This is a genomic window from Proteus sp. G3927, assembly GCF_963894685.1.
Taxonomy (GTDB): domain Bacteria; phylum Pseudomonadota; class Gammaproteobacteria; order Enterobacterales; family Enterobacteriaceae; genus Proteus; species Proteus mirabilis.
On the sequence record NZ_CAWQGX010000003.1, the window covers coordinates 44437 to 68391 of the forward strand.

The following is a 23955-nucleotide window of genomic DNA, read 5'->3' on the forward strand; positions in this document are numbered from 1 at the left end:
GAAAAGCTTAAAAATGAATAGTTTTTCATAAGAAATGTACCTTTTTGCTTTCAATTTTACCTCACTACGTTTATCATTTGCCCCTTGTACTATACATACGGCGTTGCTGGTTTTGGGCTTCTGTGGAGCATACTGCTCCGGCAGCTCACACAGTCTTTTCCGGCGGCGGTTCTATCTGCATTATTCTTCGGGATAGAGTATTACCTTAAATGACTGAGAAAACATCTCTGACACCACTAGTCGAATTAAAATCCTTAAGTAAAGGTTTCGACGGAAAACAAATCATTTCCCGCCTCGATCTGACTATCAACCATGGCGAGTTTTTAACCATACTCGGCCCTTCAGGCTGTGGTAAGACGACGGTATTACGTTTAATTGCGGGCTTAGAAGACGCGGATGATGGACAAATTATCCTAGATGGACAGGATATTACCCATATTCCAGCAGAACAGCGTTTTGTAAATACCGTTTTCCAAAGTTATGCCCTGTTTCCCCATATGACCGTATTTGAAAATGTGGCTTTTGGTCTACGTATGCAGAAAACACCTGCTGCAGAGATCAATAGTCGCGTTATGGAAGCGTTACGTATGGTGCAACTGGAGGACTTTGCCCAACGCCGTCCTGCTCACCTTTCTGGTGGTCAACAGCAACGCGTCGCGATTGCACGGGCGGTGGTCAATAAGCCGAAGGTATTGTTGTTAGACGAATCATTGTCTGCTCTGGATTACAAATTACGTAAGCAGATGCAAAATGAGCTAAAAGCCTTACAACGAAAACTGGGGATCACCTTTATTTTCGTCACCCACGATCAGGAAGAAGCACTGACTATGTCAGATAGGATCGTGGTAATGAAAGAAGGGCGTATTGAGCAAGACGGCACGCCTCGAGAAATCTATGAAGAGCCAACTAACTTATTCGTTGCTCAATTTATAGGTGAAATCAATATCTTTGATGCACGTGTCCTACATCGTATTGATGAGACACGTATTAGAGCGGATGTTGAAGGGCACGAATGCGATATTTACACGCAATTACCTGTTACTCAAAATCAGCAACTGAAAGTGTTACTCAGACCAGAAGATCTGCGCGTTGAAGAGATACACGATCTTGAAAACCTTCCGGGACTTATCGGTTATGTTCGTGAACGTAACTATAAAGGCATGACGCTAGATTCTGTTGTTGAAATGGAAAATGGCAAGATGGTGATGGTGAGTGAATTCTTTAATGAAGATGATCCGGATGTTGATCACTCGTTAGACCAAAAGATAGCGGTAACTTGGGTTGAGAGCTGGGAGGTCGTGCTGGCTGATGAAGAAAACACGTAAACTATTTCAAAACATCGTTATTACTGGTGTTGTGGGTTGGTTAATGGTGTTCGTCTTCTTACCGAATATCATGATCATCGCCACCAGTTTTTTAACCCGTGATGATGCGAATTTAGTCGAGATGGTTTTTACGCTCGATAACTATTATCGCTTATTTGATCCAATGTATGCAGAAGTATTACTGCACTCTATTAATATGGCATTGGTAGCGACCTTAGCTTGTTTAATATTAGGTTATCCTTTTGCTTTTTTTCTGGCAAAAATGCCTAAGAAAATACAACCATTACTGCTGTTTTTATTAATAGTTCCCTTTTGGACTAACTCACTTATTCGTATTTATGGGTTAAAGATTTTTCTCAGTACGAAAGGCTATTTTAATGAGTTTCTATTGTGGATAGGGCTTATCGATAAACCGCTAAGGATCATTTATACCCCAGAGGCGGTAGTATTAGGGTTGGTTTATATTTTATTACCTTTTATGGTTCTGCCACTCTATTCCAGCATTGAAAAACTGGATAAACCCTGTTTGGAAGCGGCTCGAGATCTCGGTGCGAATAAATTACAGACCTTTATTCGTATTATTATCCCATTAACTATGCCGGGGATCATCGCAGGTTGTTTATTGGTAATGTTACCTGCCATGGGCTTATTCTTTGTGGCGGATTTAATGGGGGGCGCGAAAAACCTACTTATTGGTAACGTAATAAAGAGCCAATTCTTAAATATTCGCGACTGGCCATTTGGGGCAGCTACCAGTATCTGTTTAACACTGGTGATGGGGTTAATGCTATTTGTGTATTACCGAGCCGTAAAACTACTGCATAAGAAGGTAGAAATAGAATGATAGGACGGTTATTGCGGGGTGGATTTATGTCCATCATTTACGCGTATCTTTATATCCCGATTATCATTCTGATAGTTAACTCTTTTAACTCATCACGTTTCGGGATCAACTGGAAAGGCTTTACCACTGACTGGTATACCATTTTATTAAATAATGACAGCCTGCTACAAGCTGCAGGGCATTCATTAACGATGGCAGTCACCTCAGCAACCTTTGCGACGTTGATTGGTTCATTGGCTGCGGTGGCGCTTTATCGCTATCGTTTTCGTGGTAAAAAGTTTGTTGGTGGTATGCTGTTTGTGGTGATGATGTCGCCAGATATTGTGATGGCGATTTCATTATTGGTTTTATTTATGCTATTAGGCATTTCCTTAGGGTTTTGGTCATTACTGGTGTCGCATATTACCTTTTGTCTGCCTTTTGTGGTGGTCACGGTCTATTCGCGACTCAGTGGTTTTGATGTCAAAATGCTTGAAGCCGCTAAGGATCTAGGGGCGGGTGAATTTACTATTTTACGTAAAATCATTATGCCATTAGCGATGCCAGCAGTAGCCTCGGGTTGGTTATTAAGCTTTACGTTATCGATGGATGACGTGGTTGTCTCCTCTTTTGTGACTGGACCAAGCTATGAAATTTTACCATTAAAAATTTACTCAATGGTAAAAGTAGGTGTTTCACCGGAAGTGAATGCACTGGCAACCATCCTTTTAGGGCTATCATTAGTATTAGTATTAATTAGTCAGTTGATCTTACGAGATAGAACTGGCAAAGCGTAATTTAAAAGTATTAGTGCGAGTTTCTCGCACTTTTTACGGTCTTGATGACCAAATCTGTTGGAGGTAGGCGTTACGCCTATTTGATATTAACGCATCAACCACTGAAGGAAGCCTAAATGAAAAAGTGGTCCTCTGTACTTGCTGCCAGTGTAATGGCATTAAGTATTGGTACAGCATCGGCTGATGATGGTAAGACAATCTATTTCTATAACTGGACGGAATATGTACCGCCAGGATTGCTGGAACAGTTTACAAAAGAGACTGGGATTAAGGTGATTTACTCCACCTACGAATCTAACGAAAGCATGTATACCAAATTAAAAACCTATAAAGACGGTGCTTATGATTTGGTGGTTCCTTCAACTTATTTTATTTCTAAAATGAGTCATGAGGGGATGCTACAGAAGATTGATAAATCAAAGCTCAGTAATTTTGATAATCTTGACCCAAGTTTATTACATAAATCATTCGATCCTCAAAATGACTACTCAATCCCTTATATTTGGGGAGCGACTGCGATAGGGATTAATAGTGATGAAGTTGATGTAAGTAGCATTACTTCATGGGCTGATTTATGGAAACCGGAATATAAAGATAGTTTACTGTTAACGGATGATGCACGTGAAGTATTCCAAATGGCTTTATTAAAATTAGGCTATTCAGGTAATACCACAGATCCAAAACAGATTGAAGAAGCCTATAAAGAGTTACAAAAGCTGATGCCTAATGTACTGGCTTTTAATTCGGATAATCCTGCCAATCCTTATATGCAAGGAGAAGTGAATCTAGGGATGATCTGGAATGGCTCTGCATTTATTGCGCGAGAAGCCGGTGCTCCTATTGAGTTGGTATGGCCAAAAGAGGGCGGTATCTTCTGGATGGACAGCTTAGCTATTCCTGCAAATGCAAAAAATGTTGAAGGTGCGCATAAGCTTATCGACTTCTTATTACGCCCTGAAGTTGCTGCAAAAGTGGCTGAAAATATCGGCTATCCAACACCTAATTTAGCGGCACAAAAATTATTGCCAAAAGCTATCACAAAAGATAGCTCACTTTACCCTAGTGAAGAGATTATCAGTAAAGGCGAATGGCAAAATGATGTGGGTGAAGCGACGGTTTTATACGAAAGTTATTACCAAAAACTGAAAGCGGGTCGTTAATTAAGTTTATCAGTATCAAAAAGCCACCGTTAAACGGTGGCTTCTTATTTTGTATAGAAAAAAGAGAACATTATCATTAAATCAACGATAAAATAGATGACAGTGTGTATTTGAACCGAAAGGATAAATAAGTTAAGGGCGATTAGTGCCATTTTTTATACAAGCCTCGGCAATCAGCAGGCTGTTTTTTTCTTGTATATTTCGTTGTTGCTCAATATTAATCATATAGTTACTTTGTAAGAAATAGCTGATATGAACATCAAACTTTTCAGTAATTAAATAAACAAACTCAATACTGATCCTATTTGTTCCTCGTTCATACCGTGAAAGTTGTTGCTGACTTATGCCTAACTCTTTGGCAAATAGTTTCCCCGAATATTTTAAATTTTTTCGCAAGTGACGTATTCGTTGTCCTATACGAAAATTAATCGTTTTGCTGCTATCAATCATTTCATCAGCCTTAAAAATTCAAATCATTATTGATAAGAAAAAGTGAGACTGGCTAATCCGTTTGCTTTACCCGGTTTTAGTGTCCCAGTCGTGATATAGCGAGTTGACAGGTTTAATATGTAGTTTTCGTTGTTAGAAGTTGTTATATGGAGTAAACGTTGGTTAGGTTGTCCTATCGCACTGATATCAGGGCCATACACCACGGGAGTTGGATTATCATTAAAGAAAAATTGAATACCAATACCAGAAGCATCAGAGTCTGATGTCAGTGTGAGGATATCTGTATTATTAGAATAGGTAGACTGATCGGTCATGCTGGCATATAAATGCACATTACTATCGCATGTAACAGAGATGGGTTTAGCCTGACTTTTTGATGTTGAACCAATGGCTGCCATATCTCGCATTGAGATATCACCTAATTCATAGGTGAGATTTTTGGTATTTACGGTACAGCCTCGAGCTTTAATAGTAATAGTGACGGGGTTAATTGCTACGATAGAGGTATTATTGCCTTTATGGCCTCCACCATATTCAGACCATGTATTGGCGATAACTGTATATGGAATGTTATAAACGCCAGTCTCAAGATGTTTATCTGTCACCACAAAGACGACTTTGCCTTTCAGTGAAACGCGATCCACATTATGGTTAACGGTAGAGCCTACTGCAGGATAAATCACCGTTGCACCCGAACCGTTATCAACATCAATAGGTACGTAAGCAACACTATCATTGTTATCTTTTAAACCAAAAGCATAGCCGATACCTTTAACTCCGGGGAGTGAATAAACAGGATAACGATTACTACCTTCGTAATAGTAGATCCCGCTAATTTTTGAACCAGTAGCATTAGCATAGAGGGTTTCAACCCAACATTTTTGCAAAAATTTCTTCTCACATTTGAAACCATTATGGACAGAGGTTTCACCTATCCAAGTTGACGTGATGGGCGTTCCTGCGGGAGTACCATCGGCGGCACCATCAAAATTCATAGGTGGAGGGGTTACCACTAATGGATCTGCAATAGCCCATGCCATTTGGCTCGGGATACAAAGAAGAGAAACCAGCAATGTGAAGAAATAAAAAGAGCGTGTCATTATTGGTACTCCAGTAAAAAGGTTGCTGTTGCATTCGCCGATCCGGCTTGAACAGGAAGTTGAGTCGCTACATAGCGAGCATAAAATTGCAGGGTATTATCTTGGTTAGGCAATAAGGTATAAGACTGGCTTTTATCGTTAATATCGATGGAAGCTCCTGAGTTATCCATAATGGAAATGGCAACTCCCTTGGCACCCGTTGCATCAATGGCGAGTAAGGCGTTATCAATAGGATCGGCACGACCATTAAAACTGACCTTCACAGCACTGGCTTCAGGTTGGCAATCGACTAATTTAATACTAAAAGGGATAACAGGCGTACGTTGTTGCGTTATCGTCGTAGAAATAAAATCTTTTGTGGCGATTTGGCCTAATTTTACGGTAATACGTTTTGAGTTTGTCTCTACCGTACATGTGTTTCCTGTTACTCTGGCATTAATGTGTACCAATGTATTGTAAGCAGATCCCTTAGTGGTAAACAGTAATGACAACGCTACAATAAGCATTAATTTGTGCATTATTGGCACTCCTGTGTCATTTTCACAAAAGGTTCATCAAGTTGAGAGGCGGGTAATTGATAGTTCACTTGACAGTATTGAGAGGCATTATGCCCCCAGCGGATCTCTAATTTTACTGAATCAGGGACACCCGATAAGTAGAGTAAGCCATCATCGCCAACAATACCGGACAGATGATTTTGTTTATCAGTTGCTATTGCCCCAAAAGGGAGTGGGCGACCTTGGTGTTGTAGCGTCAGTAATAAGCGATACCCTTTTTTAGCATCAAACTGAACTTTAATGACGGCGCCTTGTGTTGGGATCACTTGCTTAATGTTTTGCTCAATTTCAACATTATCGGGTAATGCGGTGGTGTCTAATGCCACTCGATTTTGTCGATAAGCGGTAGCATAGGGAATAACGGCAAACCCTCGCCAGTCAGTATAAACCCCTGTCGCATTATCAATCGGTACATCCGCAGTATTACGAGCATCTACTAAAATGGCATTAGCGCTTAAGGGTTGGCTTAAGGTTAATCCGCCACTATGGAGTAGCATACCTCCAGCGAGGCTATAGTTAATTTGTTGAGCATCTTGATGATAGTTATAGCTAGCATTTAAATTGCCATAGCGACTTTGATAACCCAACGCCGCACTACCGGTATAGTTTCCACCTTGATTGCTATAACCTTGTTGAACACTGTAATTAAGGGTATTGTCTTCCAATAATGTACCAGCAATCCCCGCATTATGTGTCGAGTAACCGTTATTATTGTGGCTGTAATTATATGTGAGATAAGTGCTATTGATGGATTGATAACTTGTCGGCATTAGCAATTGTAATGGGATAGAAAGACCCACAGACAAAGTTTGGTCACGCTGACCACTATTCATCATTCTGTTATAACTATAAATGACGTTATAAGAGAGCCCTTTAATATTGCCATTGTAGCCGGTTTGTACTAGGACATTTTTCTCATTAGTTCCCCAATAATTTTGCCAGTTGGTCATCATAAAAATAGAGCCATAATCCCCCAGTTGTTGTGATAAATTAATTTGTAGGCTCCCTTTCTTGCGATTATACAAATTAAAATAACTCAACGGTTTTTTTTGATTATCTTCATACAGATAACCGGACATACGTGTATTTAATGTCTCATCTAATGTGTAAAAACCCGAAGTAGAGTAACGATAACCGAGCAATTGAAAGTTTGTGCCAAATTGGTTTAACGACTTGGCATAAAGAAAACGTAAAGAATAACCATCTGATGTTGAGTTATTTGGCAATTGGCTATGAGCAAAGGTGATATCGGTAGAGAAGGCACCTAGGGTACCCATATTTTTACCTGCTCCTAGGGCATAAGATTGGTAATCTTTTGTTGCTAATGCACCACCATAGACAGTGGTGTCATAGGGTAAGCCATAAATAAGATGACCTTGTATAAAGCGAGGTTTTTTATGTTGGTTATTTTGGCGTATTTCACCGGCTTGGATGACAAACTGTTTTTGGCCTTCTCGCTGTAAAATAGGTACAGCAGAATAAGGCACAACATAGCTGTGTTTGCTACCATCATTTTCTTCAATGGTGACATAGAGGTCGCCACTATTTGACGTTGGATAGAGATCACGGATTTCAAAAGCACCCGGAGAAACAAAGGTTTGATAAATCACATAACCGTTTTGGCGGATCACCACTTTAGCATTGCCTTTAGCAATACCTCTGACTACAGGTGCAAATCCTCTTTGGCTATCAGGTAGCATAGTGTCGTCACTTTCTAATGAAATACCTCGGAAATTAACACTGTCAAAAAGTGTTGATGAGGTATAACTATCACCAATTTGTAATTGGCTTCTTAATGACACAATATTGCGTTGCAGATAGGTATTGATATGGTTCCATTGGTTTTTCCCGTTTGACGAATTCCAAGTGGAATAATCGCGTAATCGCCAAGCACCAATATTGATCCCACTACGTAGATTTAAGTAGTAGCTATTATTATGAGAATTTCCCCAGCTATTAGCGCCACTAAAGGTGTAGTTTAAAATACCTGCTGTTATACCGTTATCCCATTTTTCTGGTGGAATATAACCGCGTGCTTTCAAATCTAACGCGGCTTGAGGGACTTGAATATTTAAAGCTTGTTTCTCAATATCATAATTAACAACAGAATCTGGAATGATTTTTTCAATATCAATACATTCATTTGCCGAGAATTTCTCAAAATCAGCAAATAGTTTAATATTGATCCCGAGTGATTGATAATCATCTCGATTTAAACAAGGAATAACATGGTTATCTTGACTAATAAAATGAATATTTTCACTACGCAGATACTCATGATTAAAAACAATATCAAGAAGATAATCACCGGGTTTAATGCGGTTGCCTGCTTCAAAATAACTTAAATCGGTGACGGCATCAGGAGAGTCAGCCAAAAATGCAGGATTAAATCGGTTTGCGCTATATGATGAAAAGGACAGCGTCAATGACAATGCAATGACACTTGGAAAGAGAAAATAAACGATATCTTTATTAGTATTCTTATTAACCATGGTTTTTGACCAACAGGGTTGAAAAAGATGCTGTGATTAATGAACGATTTCTTTTTTTAAAACAGGAGTCTGTGCGCCATAATCATTAATGGTTTGGAATGAAATGGTATTAGCATTCTGATTAACTTTTCCTAATGTTAATTGTGAAAATGGGTTAATCATAATACTTGAAGGAAGTTGACTGTCGGCTGCGGCTAAATTGACCATAGTAATATGATAAGGTGTTGGATTATGGGCAATTAACTCCCCATTTTTATAGGAAAAAGTCACTTCATTGGCATATTTTTCAGTATAAGCGGACAATCCACTAGGACGGTAGAAAAGCTTTATCCGACTCTGGATGGCAATTTGTAGTGTATTTTCATTAGCAAGCTTTTCATCTAAAGAAGGAATAGCTTTGACATTCATCCAAAATAAACTTTCGCGATCTGCAGGTAAAGGTTCACCTGTATACATAATTCTTAAAGCATTCTCTTTATTAGCGTCAAGAATATATAAAGGAGGGGTAACAATAAAATCATTATTTTTATTACCTTGATTATCAGATACCCATGATTGAATTAGAAAACTATTCTCTTTATCTGAATTAGTCACAACAAGATTAGTTTGTTTAATATTAGAATTATAAATAATACGCGTAGCACCTAATGAAACACCATTAGAATAAGCAATAAGTGGGAATAAAAAAATAATAAAAGCAAATATCTTTTTCATAATAAATATTTATTAGCTAATGAATATGGAGTAATAATACTTTTGATAAAAATAGGCCGTCCTTGGCGATAAGACATCAATCAAAAGTGATGAAGTGATTAAGAGTAAGTCACCATAAAGTTAGTTGTAACGTTTGCGCTACCTGCCTTCACTGTATCATCAGTGGAAATAAGAGAAGCGTTATAATTTAATTGGTTTTCACCTTCGATTAATTTTTGAGTTGAAGAAGGTTGTCCTGGAACAACATTTTTGCTGCTTGAATCGGTAATTTTTAACGCTACATTGGTTGCTGCGCCACTGCCTTGTAATGCGAATGCAGTTGCATCACCATCAGAAGCTGTACCGTTAAAGGTAATTGCTGCTAATGATGAAACAGTAATATCGCAGTTATTTAATTTAATGCTAAAAGGAATACGTCCTGTTTCATCACCTTTTTTAGTGAATTCAGCGACACGGAATTGACCCAAACGAACAGTTTGGTTACTTGAACTACTATCAACACCACAAGCAGCATTAACGACAGAACCTTCAAAGTTAATAGTACCACCATTAACTGTAACTTCTGTTGGTGCTGGTGTACCAGTATCTTCTGCTAGGGCAGGTGTAGCAATTATGGCCATTGCTGAAGTAATAATTGCAGATAATAATAACTTTTTCATTAAATGTTCCTATATTTTCAATATATATTTAATACTTAGCTTAATAAAATAAGCTAATATTTAATTCTGTTTTTATTATTAATAATAAAAAACAAGGATTAAATTATTTTTGGAAAATGCCAAATAAGACTATTTTATTTATTAAAACAAAAGCGAGTGATAGCAATCTTCGTGAAAACGAATAAATTGCCATATATTCACTTAAGTCAAATTTACAAAAATTATAAATGTGGTAAAAAAAATAGAGAAATCGTTTTAAACGATCGTTTTTTGCTGGTTTTATAGATAAATTCTATTAATATCTGCTCAACTATCGGTAATATTTAATTGTTAAAAAATAGAAAAATATATTACTTTGTCTAATGTTTTGTGAGTGATTTTTTATCTGATTGATATTGCTTGGTTTTTTATTTGATTTTATTACATCTATCTTATCATTTATCTGATATATCGTAAAAAGATAGCGTACTTATACTTATAAGATGATGTTTCATAAAATGTATTTTATGGACAGTTTTTTTATAAAATGAAACGAAAAATGGCTTTTTGTTAAGCAAAAAAGCACGCTGAAAGGGGGCATTTAAGTAAATTTTAAAATTAAAATTTATTATTTGTAAATAAAATAGAAATATTGTTTATTCATTTTTATTGGAAATTACAAAGCGTATTTTTATCGTATAAAAATAAAAGATACTTTTATTACTCGTATTGGGAGTAAATCAATATATTTAATTTGCTATATTAATTGTAACAAAATGTTTCATTTTCGAGTGCGCTTCTTCTATAGGGAGTGAGTAATTCAAGCAATTATCCCGATTCTGTTTTACTATCGGCTATATAGAGAAAAACTTAAATCTGAAGGTATAAACATGATTTCCAGTACATCAAAAGGAACACTCTATGGCATTGTGGCGATATTCCTTTGGAGTACCATTGTTGGGTTAATTCGCAATATCAGTGAGTATTTTGGTGCGGTAGGGGGTGCTGCGCTGATTTACACAACGGGAACGCTGTTTTTGATTTTGATCTTAGGGGTACCTAAGTTATCTCTTTTTCCTAAGCGTTACCTTGCTTGGGGGGCACTTTTATTTGTTAGCTATGAAATCTGTTTATCGTTGGCGCTAGGATTTGCTAGTGATAGAGCACAAGCTATAGAGCTTGGCATGGTTAACTATTTATGGCCCAGCTTTACACTGGCATTAGCGGTATTCTTAAATAAACAGCGATTCTCTATCCTATTGATTGTGGGTTTATTATGCTCATTCAGTGGGCTTGTTTGGGTTGTTAGTGGTGATAATCCACTGACAATAGAAAGCTTATGGAATAATATTTGTCGTAACCCTCTCAGTTATATTTTGGCGTTTATCGGCGCCGTGTTATGGGCATTTTACAGTAATGTGACTCGTCTTATTTCGGGGGGACATAATGGTATTGTGCCTTTCTTTTTCTTAACGGCATTGGCACTTTGGGGGCAATATATTTTTTCTGCTCCAATCGAGTGGGTGGTTAATGTAAAAAGTATCTCACTGTTACTTATTACTGGGGCTGCGATAGGGTTAGCTAATGCGGCGTGGACGGCAGGAATGATCAGCGGTAATGTGACATTATTAGCGACGCTTTCTTATTTTACTCCGGTAATTTCTACGGCTTTTTCATCCCTACTACTCTCTACAGCACTCTCTTTTTCATTTTGGCAAGGCGTTATGATGGTGACAGGCGGCTCTTTAATTTGTTGGTTAGCGACTCGTCAAAAAATGACAAAAATGCCAAAAACGAGCAAATCGAATGTAAAACAGGGTTCTTAAGTCAAATTTTCGTGCCAATTGGGGGTATTTGAATAAATACTCTCGATTTTAAAAAAGTCTCATTGGTATAAGTTGAAATTTTTTCACTATGCGACAAGGCTAATATCCGCTTATCTATATTACTTATAAGTTAAAAGATCTAACTTCTATTTAGAAGCTACCTATATGATAAGAACAAAGGGATTGCTATGAAACTTGAGACACTTTCTGTTCACGCTGGTTATTCACCTGATCCAACCACCAAAGCTGTTGCGGTGCCTATTTACCAAACCACCTCTTATGCATTTGATGATACGCAACATGGTGCTGATCTATTTGACTTAAAAGTACCTGGCAATATCTACACGCGTATCATGAACCCAACCAATGATGTATTGGAACAACGCGTTGCCGCCTTAGAAGGAGGGATTGCAGCAGTTGCTGTGGCATCGGGTATGGCTGCGATTACTTATGCTATCCAGACCATTGCACAAGTGGGCGATAACATTGTGTCGGTTGCGAAACTCTATGGTGGTACATATAACTTAATGGCACATACTTTTCCCCGTATCGGTATCGAAGCGCGTTTTGCCCCCCATGATGATCTGCTGGCACTTGAAGCGTTAATTGATGAGAAAACCAAAGCGGTATTTTGTGAATCTATCACTAATCCAAGTGGTAATATTGTTGATATTCAAGCTCTCGCCACTGTGGCTCATCGTCATGGTGTCCCTTTAATTGTTGATAATACGGTAGCAACGCCTTACCTATGTCGCCCTTTTGAGCATGGTGCTGATATTATTATTCACTCACTCACTAAATATATTGGTGGTCATGGTAACTCTATTGGTGGGATCGTCGTTGATTCAGGTAAATTTCCTTGGGCTGAACATAAAGATCGTTTTGAAATCCTCAATACACCGGATGTCTCTTATCATGGGGTTAATTATGTTGAGCACTTTGGTGCGGCTGCTTATATTGCGCGATGCCGTGTTGCTCCATTGCGTGGAACAGGAGCCGCCCTTTCGCCATTTAACGCCTTCTTAATTCTTCAAGGTCTAGAAACATTAGCGTTACGTATGGAGCGTCATACTGAAAATGCGCAAAAAGTTGCTGAATATTTGCAAAATCATCCTCAAGTTGTCTGGGTTAAATATGCAGGTTTAACCAGCCACCCAGAGCATGATTTAGCAGTACGTTATATGTCAGGTAAACCTGCTGGTATTCTCTCTTTTGGTATCAAAGGTGGTGCTGAAGCGGGTGCGAAATTTATCGATGCATTGAAATTGATTGTGCGTCTTGTCAATATTGGTGATGCTAAATCCTTGGCTTGTCATCCTGCATCAACCACTCATCGCCAACTCAATGATGAAGAACTAGAACGCGCGGGGGTTTCTCGTGATTTAATTCGACTTTCAATTGGTATTGAACATATAGACGATATTATCGCTGATCTAGAACAAGCATTAAACGCCAGTTTTTAACCGTTATTAATAATAGTTAATTAATAACGATTAAGTAATAGTAATTTAATTAATAATAGAAAGGCCTTCTTTAAATTTAAAGAGGGCTTTCTATTTTAAAACAAACAAATAATCGCTTTTTTAAAGGAGTGTTTAATTTATTCTCTATGAGAGAAAGTGTGTTTTATTGCGTTACCACATTATTTAAATATCTTAATGACTATTTATCCTTATTTTTAATTGATAATTATCAAGTTCTCTTTTTTGTTGTTAATTAAATATTTTATTGAGATCAAAACTATAAAATAATTTTATTATTTAAAATTAAATTTGGTTTTAAATAAAGTAATGTGAAGTTGACAACATTATTGGCATATAATAAGGCTCACTCTAATAGTGCTTGATTTTGATCAATAAGGAACATACCGACTGGTCGGTATTATCCTACGCATGAATACAACCGCACATCACCGAAAAAAAGATCCTATCCGCGTCCAAGAGCAGTTATTAGAAGCGGCAAGTATTATTGTGGCGAATGAAGGAATTGCTTCTTTATCTTTAAATGCCGTAGCCAAAGAAGCGGGTGTCAGTAAAGGCGGATTATTGCACCATTTTCCTGGGAAGATAGAACTGATACAGGCGGTATTCAAACGCTTACTCGGTATTATGGATAAACGAATTGCGTTAATTATGGCCAACGATCCGATAGAAGCAGGGCGCTTTTCTCGCGCTTACTTAACCTATATTTCTGATCTTAAACAGTCAGATGAAAGTCGCCAATTGGCAATACTTTCTTTAGCTATGCCTAACGAGCCAATAATGCGTCAATGTTGGCGTGATTGGATGTTAGGCCATTTAGCCAAAGGCGATAAACTTGATAATAGCTACTTAGGTACGTTAATTCGTTATGCTGCCGATGGCCTTTGGTTATCAGAACTCACAGAAGGCCCTACGATTTCACAACAAGAGCGTAGTGCATTAGTTGAAAGATTATTAAAAATGACATTTGAATATATGGCCGACACAGCAAATCAGTCATGTTAATTAGGATGAATGAGGGCACAATGAAATACAGAATAAATGCCTCAATTTATTACGACGCAACGGATGGCGCGATATCGTTAGAAAAAGGTGACGTTGATACACATCTGTCTATTACCGCTAATGCGTTACTCTTTTATTTTATTCAAAATCCCGGTGTAGTAAATCGTGATGAAGTATTAAAACGCGTGTGGGATGACAATGGGCTAGTTTCTTCAAATAGTAATTTAAACCAATATTTAAGTTTATTGCGTAAAACATTTCGTCATTATGGTATTGAAAATATTATTGTCACTATCGCCAAAGGGCGACTAGAGTTTAATCCTGATATCTCTGTTGAATTAATTGATGACTCAACACTGTTACCTGTTACGCAAACAAATGAGCACGAAGGTGAAGCAAATAAAAGTCATACCGCATCACCCATTGAGACATCGTTATCATCCGAGCCTGATAATCTAGACAGTGAATTAGAAAAAGAGCCTCAATTACCGGTAACATCGCCACAAAAGCCAGAAATTTGTTGGTATTTAGCCAGTATTGGTTTTTTATTTGGCGCCATATTTCTTGTGGTGATCATCTTTTTAAATCAGCATCAATCCAAGCCTATCACATTAACACCTCTCACCCATAATGATTGTGAATTACTCTCTAACGAGGCCATGATTAACTCCTCTGTCAGTGATAATTATATTCGCAATTTTGACGCTGTAAGAAAGAAGCTTAATTTACAGTGTGTGAAAGGGGAGCGCTTTGTTTTTTTCTATGGTGATAAATTACAAACTAATGGCTTAGGGCGTGTCTTTTTAGCGCATTGCGCTAAGAACGAAGATAATCCATTTAGCTATTGCGATAATTACTTTTACTATTCTTGGAAATACTAATGAAAATCTCAGGGAAACTTTTATGTTTTTTATCGGCCCTGATTTTTATCTTGGTCGCCACTTATGCAGCAACAAGATTATTAACTATCAAAAATGAAGGTATGATGGTTTGTTCAACAAAGGGCATTATGCGCTTTGAAAATATGGAAGATGAGAATGTGAATGGCAATATTCATTTCTCTTTTGGTGCTAATGGCAAAGGCTCTATTGTGGTTGAGGGGTATACTACCTCTAAAGCGGGTTGGCTCTATTTACAACGTTATGTGAAATTTGATTACACCACAAAGCGGGTTTCCCCCACCGAGCGTCACTATTTTGTCAGTCAATGGGAGTCTAGTGCCTCCTCAATTGATGAGTCTCCCGATGTTATTTTTGATTATTTTATGCGTGAAATGTCAGATAGTCATGATGGATTATTTATTAATGCACAAAAGCTAAATGAAAAAACGTTATTACTCAGTTCGCTCAATTCCCCACTCTATATTTGTACCTTAAAACCCGGCAGTAAATTCGATTAAAAATCCACATTACTTTCTCGCTCAATAAATATTGGGCGAGCGTTGCGACGTATTCTTGCGAATATTCCCTCTCTCATACTGTCCCCCCATCGACGGAAACATTGACTATTTATGCCTGCTAAGGACGCCGCATAATGAGTTCGGCTTAAGACATAAAGGGCTAACCTAGAAATAGCACTTTTTGTATATAGACTAGATTTAGCTTTTTCTCATCCTTGAGCTGGCATTGAAATATTAGTGATATCCCGCACATCTTTCCCACTGATTTGTACTGCCTTTTTGCACCTTTTCAACATCCTTCTAACAAACTTAAATTGTCTTTTTTTTCATCTTCTTTGTGTGTTTTTTTATAAATTTAAACAGATAAAAAAAGGCAATTAACAGCACAGATAAATAAAAACAAGGCTAAATAAGCATAAATATCAGAATATAAAACTATATGTTTATCTTTTATGGATTTATATGTTGTTTTTATTTTTAGCCGTTATAGTGAATTTGAAACCAAGGTCTGCGTTTAAAAAATCACCACGCAGACATGATGGGTAACTGTAAACCGTTAAACGGCTTCCTGGAGGAAATAAAAATGGGTGATGCATTAGGTCTGATTGAAACTAAAGGGTTAGTGGCATGTATCGAAGCCGCTGATGCGATGTGCAAAGCCGCCAATGTTGAATTGATTGGTTATGAAAACGTTGGTTCAGGTCTCGTGACTGCGATGGTGAAAGGCGACGTAGGGGCAGTGAAAGCTGCGGTAGATTCAGGTGTGGAATCAGCGCAACGGGTGGGTGAAGTCGTCACATCACTTGTGATTGCTCGTCCTCACAATGACATCAACAAAATTGTTATCAAACACAAGGCATAGTCTTTGCCTTAGGAGAACGTATGGGTGATGCATTAGGACTTATTGAAACTCAAGGGCTAGTGGCATGTATTGAAGCCGCTGATGCGATGTGCAAAGCCGCCAATGTTGAATTGATTGGTTATGAAAATGTTGGCTCAGGTTTAGTCACTGCAATGGTAAAAGGCGATGTGGGTGCCGTTAAAGCCGCTGTAGATTCTGGCTTAGAAGCGGCTCAACGTGTAGGTACGGTGGTCACTTCATTAGTCATCGCTCGTCCACATAACGATATTCAAAAAATCGTTGCCCAGTACAAAGTGACTGAATAACGAAGGAAATAAATATGAAAGAAGCACTCGGTCTAGTGGAAACCAAAGGTCTAGTCGCTTGCATTGAAGCTGCTGACGCAATGTGTAAAGCAGCTAATGTGGAACTGATTGGTTATGAAAACGTCGGTTCAGGTTTAGTGACAGCCATGGTGAAAGGCGATGTCGGTGCAGTTAATGCAGCGGTTGAGTCTGGTGTTGAGGCGGCAAAACGTATCGGCACAGTAGTGACTTCTCGTGTTATTGCAAGACCACATAACGATATCGAGAAGATTGCAGAGCAACATAAAGCCTGATTATTCAGGTGCTGCCAAGCAAAAAACGTTATTCAGCTAAATTTTTAACTCCTGTATGGGGGAAAACATGGTTGCATTAGATAAAGATTTGCAATCCCGACAACTGGCTCGCGAGCTAGTTCGTAACGCGAAAAATGCACAACAACAATATGCGAAATTTTCGCAGGAAAAAATCGACAATATAGTCAAACACATTGCATTTGAAGCTGTTCGTCACGCAGAAGAGTTGGCAAAAATGGCCAGCGAAGAGACCGGCTTTGGTAAATGGCAAGACAAAGTACTGAAAAATACCTTTGCGTCATTGCGTGTGTATGAACATATGAAAGACCTAAAGACCATTGGCATTATCAATGACGATAAAGTGAAAAAAGTCATGGATGTGGGGGTACCTTTAGGGGTTATTACAGCGTTAGTGCCTTCCACTAACCCAACTTCAACCATTATCTATAAAACCCTAATTGCACTGAAAGCAGGTAATGCGATTATTTTTTCACCGCACCCTAATGCGAAACAGTGTAGTTTCCGCGCGCTAGAAATTGTCAAAAAAGCCGCACTAGAAGCGGGAGCACCTGAGGGAATTGTCGATGGTGTGACATTGCTGACATTGGAAGCGACAAAAGAATTAATGCACAGCAAAGATGTGTCATTAATCTTAGCTACTGGCGGTGAAGGAATGGTGCGTGCGGCTTATGCATCAGGCACACCAACTATCAGTGGTGGTCCTGGTAATGGCCCTGCCTTTATCGAGCGTAGTGCGGATATCAAAAAAGCAGTGAGCGATATCATCACCAGTAAAACATTTGATAATGGCGTGATCTGCGCTTCAGAGCAATCCATCATCGTAGAACGTTGCATTTATAACGAAGTTCACCGTGAGCTATTAGCGCAAGGTGCTTATTTTATGAATGATGAAGAAGCAGCGAAAGTCGCTTCTATGTTATTGCGCGCTAATGGCACGATAAATCCTGCGGTGGTTGGTAAAGATGCTATCTATTTAAGCCAGCGCGCCGGTTTTACTGTACCTGCTAATACCCGCGTCTTGATTGCACTACAAGATACTGTTTCACCGAAGAATCCCTATTCACGGGAAAAACTGTGCCCAATCTTAGGTATGTATATTGAAGAAGATTGGCAATCAGCCTGTCATCGTGTGGTGCAATTGCTCACTAACGAAGGCTTAGGTCATACCTTAGTGATCCATACCCAAAATGAAGATGTTATTCGTCAGTTCTCTTTAGAAAAACCCGTTAATCGTATTTTAATTAATACTCCGGCGGCATTAGGTGGTATTGGCGCAACAACCAATATTACTCCTGCGTTAACCCTAGGTTGTGGTGCGGTAGGCGGTGGTTCTAGCTCAGATAACGTCGGCCCGATGAATTTACTGAATATTCGTAAAGTCGGTTATGGGGTACGTAGTGTTGAAGAGTTAAAACAACCTTGTCCATTAGCACAAGAAGCTGCTCAACCTGCTGTTTCTAGCGCAAATTACCACACCAGCATTCTTGATGATGATCGTTTTCGTTCACCTTCTTTAACCCCTGTTCATGCGGAATGTGCAACAGCACAACGTCAAACACAAGGTGATGATCGCTTTGGCGCGTCCCCTTATACAACGACAGTCAGTGCGTGTGCACAACAAGTGATTGAGCAAGGTGAGATCACCGAAGAGAACGTGGAGCGCATTATCAAAGAAGTTCTCGGACGTCTGGGTAAATAACTCATTGATAGAAGGCGATATAAACCATGATCCTCGCAAAGGTAATCGGACACGTAGTCGCGACACAAAAAAGCCCTGAACTGAAAGGAAGCAATTTATTAATGATAGCGACCTTAGATGATGAGCTTAATCCACTGAAAAATAAAACCTATGTTGCAGTGGATAGTGTGGGTGCAGGTATCAACGATGTGGTGTTGGCTGAAGAATACTTCGCACTAAACAAAGATCGTTACAAGGCGATGTCCGTGGTTGCCATTGTTGAGAAGGTTTATCGGGACAGTAAGGAGTAATAACGACATGAGTGAGTTTCTGATAAAACCCAAAATTCAGTTTGGCACCAATGCACTGAATTTTCTCTCTGGGTTAACTGCCCGCCGCGCATTTGTGGTGACAGATAAAGCAATGGTGAAGTTTGGCTTTGCAGATAAAGTCACTGAAAAATTAATGCAACGAGGTATTGAGTTTCAAATCTATGATGATGTTGCATCAGATCCTGATATTTCTGCCATTGTCAGTGGTATGAAAATAATGGATGCCCATTATCCTGATTTGGTTATCGCACTCGGCGGTGGATCTGTTATCGATGCTGCTAAAGCCGTTATGTACTCCCTCTGGCATACCCGTAAAGAGCACAGTAGAAGTAAACCGCAGTTTATTGCGATCCCCACGACCAGTGGTACTGGCTCTGAAGTGACCTCTTTTTCAGTGATCAAATCACGCAGTGAAAAACTGGTATTGGTCGATGAGTTTATGTTGCCTGATATCGCGATCCTCGATCCTGAACTTGTGAAATCTGTACCTCCTGCAATTACCGCTGATACGGGTATGGATGTCCTTTGCCATGCATTAGAAGCTTATGTGTCTAAAGCTGCATCTGATTTTTCTGATGCGATGGCAGAAAAAGCAGTCAAATTAGTGTTTAGCCATCTGCTTGATTGTCATCATCAAGGGGATAACTTACTTGCTCGCGAAAAAATGCACAATGCATCTTGCATCGCAGGTATGGCATTTACTAATGCGTCGCTAGGTATTACACACAGTCTTGCCCATGCATTAGGCGGTGTTTTTCATGTCCCTCATGGCCGTGCGAATGCGTTATTGATGACACATGTTATTGCCTTTAATGCCAATCTTCATGGTGATTGTAATAGCGAAGCAGCGAAGCGCTATGCCTACCTTGCCCAAAGTTTAGGATTACCTGCGCAGACGGTAAAAGAAGGCGTTATCAGCCTTATTGTCGCCATTAATGTATTGAAAGATGAAATGGGTATGCCGAAGAGTATTCGCGATACCGGTGTCAGTGAAGCGGACTTTTATGCCCGTTTAACGGAAATGGTCGGACAGGCTTTACGCGATAGCTGTACGCCGACAAATCCGCGTGACGTAAACACACACCAATTAGAAACATTGTATCGTCAGGCATTTGCCGGTGTATCACACAGTTAATGCTCAATTAATACCGATTAGGTCTAGTAAAGAACATCAGGAGAGCCTCACATGGCCAAATATTCTTTGACGCCACGCGTAAAAATGCTGGCAGAACGTTTAGTTTCACGTAACAGTTCTATTAGCACAGAGCGTGCGACGATTTTTGATTCATTAGATAACAATATTGCCGGTGTGCCCCAAGCGATTAAACCTGCACAACGCTTTTATCAGTTTATTCGTCATTTTCCAAGCTATATCGCTCAAGATGAGCTTATTATCGGTAGCCAATCCTCAACACCACGTGGTGCGATTTTCCACAGCGAAGAAGAAGTGCGTAGTGACTCTATTTATCGCTTTTTAAGTATCAATAATAGCGTTGCATCACCTGATTATATGCTGGTGGTGAATCAAGGTTTCTTAGCCATCAAAGCACAACTTGAAGATAGAATGAGAAGCATTGGTAGTGCGGTAAATCGTAGCAGTATGGATGAAGCCAATTTCTGCAAATCGGCGATTTATGCATGTGATGCGGCACTTTATTTTGCACAACTACTGTCAGCTAAAGCAGAAAATTTAGCCGCAATGGAAGGTAATCCATACCGTAAAGCTGAATTATTAGAAAGTGCGGCTATTTTACGTAAAGTACCCGCCAAGCCAGCAGAAACCTTTAAAGAAGCGGTACAAGTTTTCTATTTATTACAGCTTATTCTTCATCTGGAGAATGGTAGCTACGCTATCAACCCAATGGGCTTTGATAAAGCACTATACCCATTCTATCAACGTGATATTGACCAAGGCCGTTTAACGCCAGCACAAGCTTATGAGATTGTTGAAAGTCTTTGGCTAAAACTGGCTGAGCTATCCGAAGTGCGCGCAACGAAAGAAGTCGATGGCTATCCAATGTTTGATGCCATGACCCAAGGTATCGATATTAACGATCCTCGCGTCAGTATTAACGAACTTTCAGAAATGTTGTTATCAGCGCGCGCTAATCTATCAGCATTACACAGTTCACTACAAGTCCGTTTATATAACGGTCGTATGAATACACCACCGCAATATGCTTCACCTTCAGCCAATGTTGTTACACCGGCGACAGCAAATGGTGAGTTGACTGTAATGGAAGGCTTAACTCCCCGTCTACAGCGCCTGCGTAATCGTTATTTAGAGGCTCGCCCTAGTGTTTCAATTTATAGAGCATTAGCCTTTACTGAAATTGCTCGCAATAATCCTGGTTTACCGCCTATTTTATTGCGTGCTAAAGCTTTCCGCCGTGCTTGTGAAACCGCACCTATCTTAATTCAAGATGAAGAGCTTATTGTGGGACATCCTTGTGGGAAACCGCGTGCTGGCGCTTTCTCTCCTGATATCGCATGGCGTTGGGTACGTGATGAACTCGACACCATGAGCACGCGCCCACAAGATCCATTCCAAATTTCAGAAGAAGACAAAAAAGTCATTCGTGAAGAGATAGTGCCATTTTGGGAAGGTCGCTCTTTAGATGAAATTTGTGAAGCGCAATACCGTGAAGCGGGTGTATGGGAGTTCAGTGGTGAAACCTTTGTCAGCGATCTCTCTTATCATCAAATTAATGGTGGTGGTGATACTTGCCCCGGTTATGACGTGCTGTTATTCACCAAAGGGATGAACGGTATTAAAGCTGATGCACAAGCGAAATTGGCTGAATTAAGCATGGAAAATCCTGCTGATATTGACCGTATCTATTTCTATAAAGCGTCGATTGAAAGTTGTGAAGGGGTTATCGCTTATGCTCATCGTATTGCCGAGCATGCCCGTGAATTAGCCTCTAAAGAGAGTGATCCACAACGTCGTGAAGAGTTATTGACCATTGCTCAAGTCAATGAAAATGTTCCTGCTAATCCACCAAAAACATTGCAAGAAGCACTGCAAAGTATCTGGACTGTAGAATCATTGTTTGAAGTTGAAGAGAACCAAACGGGACTTTCTTTAGGTCGCTTAGATCAATACTGTTTCCCAATGTATGAAAACGACATTAAAACAGGTCGTTTAACGCGTGAACAAGCACTGGAAATGATGCAGGCCTTTATCATCAAATGTGCCGAATTAATGTGGATGTCTAGTGAACTTGGCGCAAAATATTTTGCCGGCTATCAACCCTTTATCAACTTAACGGTGGGGGGACAAAAACGCTCAGGTGGCGATGCTTGTAACGATTTAACTTACTTGATTATGGACGCAGTACGCTTTGTGAAAGTGTATCAACCTTCACTGGCTTGTCGTATCCATAACCAATCGCCACAGCAATATATGGAAAAAATCGTTGATGTGGTCAAAGCGGGAATGGGCTTCCCTGCCTGTCACTTCGATGATTCTCATATCAAGATGATGTTGCGCAAAGGCTTCGACTTTGAAGATGCACGCGATTACTGCTTGATGGGCTGTGTTGAACCACAAAAATCAGGTCGTATCTATCAATGGACATCAACGGGTTATACCCAGTGGCCAATTGCCATTGAATTTGTATTAAATCGTGGTCGTATGGTGCTGTTTGATAGCTACCAAGGCTTAGACACCGGCGATTTACGTGATTTACGTACTTATGAGGATTTCGATCGCGCGGTTAAAGAGCAAGTCGCACATATTATTCGTTTATCAGCAATTGGTACGGTTATCAGCCAGCGCGTTCACCGTGACATTGCCCCAAAACCACTCATGTCGCTATTGGTTGAGGGGTGTATGGAGCAAGGTAAAGACGTGACAGCGGGTGGTGCGATGGTTAACCACGGACCGGGTCTGATCTTCTCTGGTTTAGCCACTTATGTCGATTCTATGGCGGCAATTCGCAAACTGGTTTATGAAGACAAAAAATATACCTTAGAGCAAATACGTGACGGCTTATTAGCTAATTTTGAAGGGCACGAAGAGTTACTGCGTGACTGTTTAAATGCACCGAAATTTGGTAACGACGATGATGTTGTTGACCAATATGCGTTAGACATTACCGAATGGACTGAACGTGAATGCCGTAAATATAAAATGCTCTACTCCACATTTAGTCACGGTACGTTATCTATCTCTAATAACACGCCAATTGGTGAATTAACCGCAGCAACACCAAACGGCCGTTTAGCATGGAAACCATTATCAGATGGGATCAGCCCTACACAGGGTGCCGATAAACATGGCCCAACTGCCATCATTAAATCCATCAGCAAGATGAATGTTGAAACCATGAATATCGGTATGGTTCATAACTTTAAATTCCTCAAAGGCTTGCTAGATACCAATGAAGGACGCCAAGGATTAATTACCTTATTAAGAACTGCCTCTATTTTGGGTAATGGTCAGATGCAATTTAGCTATGTCGATAATGAAGTACTGAAAAAAGCCCAATTAGAGCCTGAAAAGTACCGCGATTTAATTGTCCGGGTTGCTGGCTACAGTGCGTACTTCGTTGAATTATGTAAAGAAGTTCAGGATGAAATTATTAGTCGTACAGTGATTGAGAAATTCTGATCATAGACCCAAGGAGGGCTAAGAGTCCTCCCTATTAATCGCGACAAGACAAGATGTAAATTTATCGAACAAGGATGTTTGA

General features: G+C 39.5%; 22 protein-coding genes. 16 read left to right on the forward strand and 6 right to left on the reverse strand.

Going from position 1 to position 23955, the window contains the following annotated elements:
• Positions 1 to 209: 209 nt before the first annotated feature.
• The 4 genes from potA (at position 210) to potD (ending at position 4105) form a co-directional block, all read left to right on the forward strand.
• The gene (gene potA, locus AACV00_RS00295) at positions 210 to 1325 is read left to right on the forward strand and encodes a spermidine/putrescine ABC transporter ATP-binding protein PotA (protein ID WP_004245891.1); all 1116 of its coding nucleotides are present in this window, start codon (positions 210 to 212) and stop codon (positions 1323 to 1325) included.
• Positions 1309 to 2169: a spermidine/putrescine ABC transporter permease PotB gene (gene potB / locus AACV00_RS00300; protein ID WP_004250112.1), complete on the forward strand. Its 861-nt coding sequence runs from the start codon at positions 1309 to 1311 to the stop codon at positions 2167 to 2169. The genes potA and potB overlap by 17 nt, the downstream gene beginning before the upstream one ends.
• On the forward strand, positions 2166 to 2945 hold the full coding sequence (potC, locus tag AACV00_RS00305; RefSeq protein WP_004245888.1) for a spermidine/putrescine ABC transporter permease PotC: 780 nt from the start codon (positions 2166 to 2168) through the stop codon (positions 2943 to 2945). Before potB ends, potC begins: the two co-directional genes overlap by 4 nt.
• Before the next feature lie 116 nt (positions 2946 to 3061).
• Positions 3062 to 4105 carry a spermidine/putrescine ABC transporter substrate-binding protein PotD gene (gene potD, locus AACV00_RS00310; protein WP_004245887.1) on the forward strand — a complete coding sequence of 348 codons (1044 nt, stop codon included), beginning with the start codon at positions 3062 to 3064 and terminating at the stop codon, positions 4103 to 4105.
• Positions 4106 to 4237: 132 nt separating this feature from the next.
• Here potD and AACV00_RS00315 read toward each other — a convergent pair whose 3' ends face one another.
• The 6 genes from AACV00_RS00315 to AACV00_RS00340 all read right to left on the reverse strand — a co-directional run bounded on the left by AACV00_RS00315 (position 4238) and on the right by AACV00_RS00340 (position 10077).
• Positions 4238 to 4555 (reverse strand): helix-turn-helix domain-containing protein, encoded by a 318-nt coding sequence (locus tag AACV00_RS00315; RefSeq protein WP_004245886.1) that lies wholly within the window; start codon positions 4553 to 4555, stop codon positions 4238 to 4240.
• A 26-nt stretch (positions 4556 to 4581) separates the two neighbouring features.
• Positions 4582 to 5655, reverse strand: coding sequence for a fimbrial protein (locus AACV00_RS00320; RefSeq protein ID WP_004249173.1), 1074 nt, complete (start codon positions 5653 to 5655; stop codon positions 4582 to 4584).
• A complete protein-coding gene (locus AACV00_RS00325; protein WP_161679902.1) occupies positions 5655 to 6173 on the reverse strand; it encodes a fimbrial protein in 519 nt (172 codons plus the stop codon). The genes AACV00_RS00320 and AACV00_RS00325 overlap by 1 nt, the downstream gene beginning before the upstream one ends.
• Complete coding sequence (locus AACV00_RS00330) at positions 6173 to 8704, reverse strand: fimbria/pilus outer membrane usher protein (protein ID WP_161679900.1); 2532 nt, start codon at positions 8702 to 8704, stop codon at positions 6173 to 6175. The genes AACV00_RS00325 and AACV00_RS00330 overlap by 1 nt, the downstream gene beginning before the upstream one ends.
• A gap of 36 nt (positions 8705 to 8740) precedes the next feature.
• Positions 8741 to 9418 carry a fimbrial biogenesis chaperone gene (locus AACV00_RS00335; RefSeq protein ID WP_004245879.1) on the reverse strand — a complete coding sequence of 226 codons (678 nt, stop codon included), beginning with the start codon at positions 9416 to 9418 and terminating at the stop codon, positions 8741 to 8743.
• Positions 9419 to 9516: 98 nt separating this feature from the next.
• Positions 9517 to 10077 (reverse strand): fimbrial protein, encoded by a 561-nt coding sequence (locus tag AACV00_RS00340; protein ID WP_004245878.1) that lies wholly within the window; start codon positions 10075 to 10077, stop codon positions 9517 to 9519.
• A gap of 869 nt (positions 10078 to 10946) precedes the next feature.
• Between AACV00_RS00340 and yddG the strand changes: the two genes are divergently transcribed.
• The 12 genes from yddG (at position 10947) to cutC (ending at position 23873) form a co-directional block, all read left to right on the forward strand.
• Positions 10947 to 11882: an aromatic amino acid DMT transporter YddG gene (gene yddG / locus AACV00_RS00345; RefSeq protein ID WP_004245877.1), complete on the forward strand. Its 936-nt coding sequence runs from the start codon at positions 10947 to 10949 to the stop codon at positions 11880 to 11882.
• A gap of 188 nt (positions 11883 to 12070) precedes the next feature.
• Positions 12071 to 13345 (forward strand): bifunctional O-acetylhomoserine aminocarboxypropyltransferase/cysteine synthase, encoded by a 1275-nt coding sequence (locus AACV00_RS00350; RefSeq protein ID WP_004250120.1) that lies wholly within the window; start codon positions 12071 to 12073, stop codon positions 13343 to 13345.
• A gap of 429 nt (positions 13346 to 13774) precedes the next feature.
• Positions 13775 to 14368: a TetR/AcrR family transcriptional regulator gene (locus tag AACV00_RS00355; protein ID WP_004245875.1), complete on the forward strand. Its 594-nt coding sequence runs from the start codon at positions 13775 to 13777 to the stop codon at positions 14366 to 14368.
• A 20-nt stretch (positions 14369 to 14388) separates the two neighbouring features.
• Complete coding sequence (locus AACV00_RS00360; protein WP_036919169.1) at positions 14389 to 15249, forward strand: transcriptional regulator; 861 nt, start codon at positions 14389 to 14391, stop codon at positions 15247 to 15249.
• On the forward strand, positions 15249 to 15767 hold the full coding sequence (locus tag AACV00_RS00365) for a FidL-like protein (protein ID WP_004245872.1): 519 nt from the start codon (positions 15249 to 15251) through the stop codon (positions 15765 to 15767). The genes AACV00_RS00360 and AACV00_RS00365 overlap by 1 nt, the downstream gene beginning before the upstream one ends.
• Before the next feature lie 583 nt (positions 15768 to 16350).
• The gene (locus AACV00_RS00370; RefSeq protein WP_004249182.1) at positions 16351 to 16629 is read left to right on the forward strand and encodes a BMC domain-containing protein; all 279 of its coding nucleotides are present in this window, start codon (positions 16351 to 16353) and stop codon (positions 16627 to 16629) included.
• A gap of 20 nt (positions 16630 to 16649) precedes the next feature.
• A complete protein-coding gene (locus AACV00_RS00375) occupies positions 16650 to 16934 on the forward strand; it encodes a BMC domain-containing protein (protein ID WP_004245870.1) in 285 nt (94 codons plus the stop codon).
• A gap of 14 nt (positions 16935 to 16948) precedes the next feature.
• Positions 16949 to 17227 (forward strand): BMC domain-containing protein, encoded by a 279-nt coding sequence (locus tag AACV00_RS00380; protein ID WP_004245869.1) that lies wholly within the window; start codon positions 16949 to 16951, stop codon positions 17225 to 17227.
• Positions 17228 to 17294: 67 nt separating this feature from the next.
• Positions 17295 to 18947 (forward strand): acetaldehyde dehydrogenase (acetylating), encoded by a 1653-nt coding sequence (locus AACV00_RS00385; protein WP_104459554.1) that lies wholly within the window; start codon positions 17295 to 17297, stop codon positions 18945 to 18947.
• A 26-nt stretch (positions 18948 to 18973) separates the two neighbouring features.
• The gene (locus AACV00_RS00390) at positions 18974 to 19237 is read left to right on the forward strand and encodes a EutN/CcmL family microcompartment protein (RefSeq protein WP_004245867.1); all 264 of its coding nucleotides are present in this window, start codon (positions 18974 to 18976) and stop codon (positions 19235 to 19237) included.
• 7 nt (positions 19238 to 19244) lie between these two features.
• Positions 19245 to 20393 (forward strand): 1-propanol dehydrogenase PduQ, encoded by a 1149-nt coding sequence (locus AACV00_RS00395; protein ID WP_004245865.1) that lies wholly within the window; start codon positions 19245 to 19247, stop codon positions 20391 to 20393.
• A 51-nt stretch (positions 20394 to 20444) separates the two neighbouring features.
• Complete coding sequence (gene cutC / locus AACV00_RS00400) at positions 20445 to 23873, forward strand: choline trimethylamine-lyase (RefSeq protein WP_004249184.1); 3429 nt, start codon at positions 20445 to 20447, stop codon at positions 23871 to 23873.
• The last annotated feature ends 82 nt before the right edge of the window (positions 23874 to 23955 follow it).